Source organism: Pseudomonas fluorescens (assembly GCF_902497875.1).
GTDB classification, from domain to species: Bacteria; Pseudomonadota; Gammaproteobacteria; order Pseudomonadales; family Pseudomonadaceae; genus Aquipseudomonas; species Aquipseudomonas fluorescens_BR.
On record NZ_CABVHY010000081.1, the window covers coordinates 1 to 2,828 of the forward strand.

The 2,828-nt window shown below is 60.9% G+C and carries 3 protein-coding genes; all 3 read right to left on the reverse strand.

All coding sequences use genetic code 11. The features are described 5' to 3' along the window. Window positions 1-646: arginine N-succinyltransferase (locus F8N85_RS33565; RefSeq protein WP_191636317.1), on the reverse strand; the 646-nt coding region annotated here is incomplete at its 3' end. Between the two features lie 55 nt (window positions 647-701). Further along, complete coding sequence (gene aruF, locus F8N85_RS33570) at window positions 702-1,721, reverse strand: arginine/ornithine succinyltransferase subunit alpha (RefSeq protein WP_150806682.1); 1,020 nt, start codon at window positions 1,719-1,721, stop codon at window positions 702-704. Window positions 1,722-1,842: 121 nt separating this feature from the next. Further along, window positions 1,843-2,828: acetylornithine/succinyldiaminopimelate transaminase (locus F8N85_RS33575; protein WP_150807654.1), on the reverse strand; the 986-nt coding region annotated here is incomplete at its 5' end.

Below are 2,828 nucleotides of genomic sequence, written 5' to 3' on the forward strand. Positions count from 1 at the left end.
AGAGGAAGCAGGTATACAACGGGAATTTCGGCATCAGTTCGGCGATAAAGGCCTTGTTACCGACCCCGGTCAGGTAATCGGCCTGGCTGAACTCCATCTTGAAGAAGTGCCGGCCCAGGCTTTCCCAGAACGGCGAGCGCCCGGCTTCGTCGGACATGCCGCGCATTTCGGCGATGATCTTGTTGCCGAACAATTGCGGGAATTCCGCGATAAACAGCATCCGCGCCTTGGCCAGCATGCGGCCGTTGAGGCCAGTGCGGTAATCGGCATGCAGGAACAACGAGCACAGCTCGGAGTTGCCGGTCAGGTCGTTGGCCAGGAACAGCGTCGGGATCTCGCGGTAGATCTTCAGCTCCTGAGAGGCGCTGACAGTCAGGCCGACCCGGAAGTTATACCAAGGCTCACGCAGGCCAACCGCACCGGCAATCGCCGAAATGCCCACCACCCGGCCGTCGTCGTCTTCAAGCACGAACAAGTAGTCCGCGTCACCGCGCTCGGCTTCGCCGCGAAAAGTCTTTTCCGCCCAGCCAACCCGATGCGCCAGGCGCTCTTCGTTGGCCGGCAAGGTAGTCAGGCCGGTGCCGGTGCTGCGGGCCAGGTCGATCAGAGCGGGTAAATCGCTGCTGCGTACGGGACGAACGATCATGCTATCTCCTCAAACAGGCGGCGCTGACGCCACCCGCGAAACTCGCTGTAAGGCTTTAAACCGCAACCAGGCGCACGCTGGCACCTTCGCCGACGCCCAGGGCTTCTGCCGCTTCAAGATCCAGGGTCACCGGTTTACCCGGCGCGTAGTCCAGATCGAGCAATACCGCGCGGTAATCCTGCAACTGCGCATTGGCCACCAGGTATTGACGACCGGCGCCTTTGACCGGCTCGCCGATTTTCACTGGCACCACACGGCTCTGGGCGATCGAACGGATCCCTGACACGCGGGCATGCAGGGTCGGGCCACCGTCGAAGATGTCGATGTAGTGATCGGTCTCGAAACCTTCGCGCATCAGGATGTCGAAGGTGATCTGCGCCCGTGGATGCACTTGGCCCATCGCCTCTTGGGCGGAATCGGGCAACAGCGGCACGTAGATCGGGTAGTGCGGCATCAGTTCGGCGAGGAAGGTCCGGCTTTTAAGCCCGCACAGACGCTCGGCGGCGGCGTAGTTCAGGTCGAAGAAGTTACGGCCAATGGCGTCCCAGAACGGCGAATCGCCATTCTCGTCGCTGTAACCGACGATCTCGGTCACCACCGAATCGGCAAAGCGCTCCGGGTGGCTGGCAACGAACAGCAGACGCCCCCGGGAGTTGAGTTCCGACCACGGCGAACCCACCAGCTCCGGGACCACGTAGAAGCTGGTCAACAGGCTGTTGCCCGTCAGGTCATGGCATTGGGAGAGCACGTGGATCTTGTTATGAATCTTCAGCTCACGGGAGGCGTGAACGAAGGTTTCATTACGGAAGCTGTAGAACGGCTCGGAGTAACCGGCCGAGGCCACGATCGCCGAACAGCCGACCAGTTTCCCGGTGCTGGTGTCTTCGAGCACGAAAAAGTAGCTTTCTTCGCCGTTAAAGCTGACTTCGGCGGCGAACGAGGCTTCGGACGCCGCGATCTTGTCGCTCAGGCGTTCGACATCATCCGGCAAGGAAGTGACACCAATCGGGCTGTCCGCAGCCAGACGCTGTACCTCGCCCAGATCAGCCATTTGCGCGGGGCGCATCACCAGCATGGTGTCACTCCTTTCTCTCGAAAAAACTCACAGAAGAAAATATCCCGGGCCGCTCCCACATTGATCCGGCCCGAAACAAAAATTGGGTTCGACGCCTGGAGGTCAGGCGTCGAAATAACTATCAGGCTTGAGTCAGTTTCGCCGCGGCGCGCTCGAAACGCTCCAGGCCCTGCTCGATATCGGCGTCTTCAACCACCAGGCTTGGCGCGAAACGAATCACGTCCGGGCCGGCCTGCAGGATCATCAGGCCTTCGCTTTCAGCGGCGTTGAAAATGTCTTTGGCCTTGCCTTTCCAGGCATCGCTGAGGACGCAGCCGAGCAACAGGCCCAGACCGCGAACTTGAGTGAACAGGCCGTATTTGGCGCCGATCTGCTCCAGGCGGGTCTTGAACTTGTCGTGCCTGGCTTTAACGCCATTCAACACTTCTGGAGTGTTGACCACGTCCATCACCGCGCCAGCCACGGCGCAAGCCAATGGGTTGCCGCCGTAAGTGGTGCCGTGAGTACCGACTACCAGGTGCTTGGCCAACGCTTCAGTGGTCAGCATCGCCGCGATCGGGAAACCGCCGCCCAGGCTCTTGGCGCTGGTGAGGATGTCCGGGGTCACGCCGTAATGCATGTAGGCAAACAGCTCGCCACTGCGGCCCATGCCGGTTTGTACTTCATCGAACACCAGCAGCGCGTTGTGCTCATTGCACAGCTCGCGGGCGCCTTGCAGGTAAGCCAGCTCCGCCGGCATCACCCCGCCCTCGCCCTGGACCGGTTCCAGCACCACGGCGCAGGTTTTGTCGGAGATGGCAGCTTTCAGCGCGGCCAGATCGTTGAACGGTACGTGAGTGATGCCAACGATCTTCGGGCCGAAGCCGTCGGAGTACTTCGACTGACCGCCGACGTTCACGGTAAACAGCGTACGACCGTGGAAGCTGTTCAGCGCGGCGATGATTTCGTACTTTTCAGGACCGAAACGATCGTGAGCCACACGACGGGCCAGCTTGAAGGCGGCCTCGTTGGCTTCAGCGCCGGAGTTGCAGAGGAATACCCGCTCGGCAAAGGTGGCGTCGATCAGCTTATGGGCCAGGCGCAAGGCCGGCTCATTGGTGAATACGT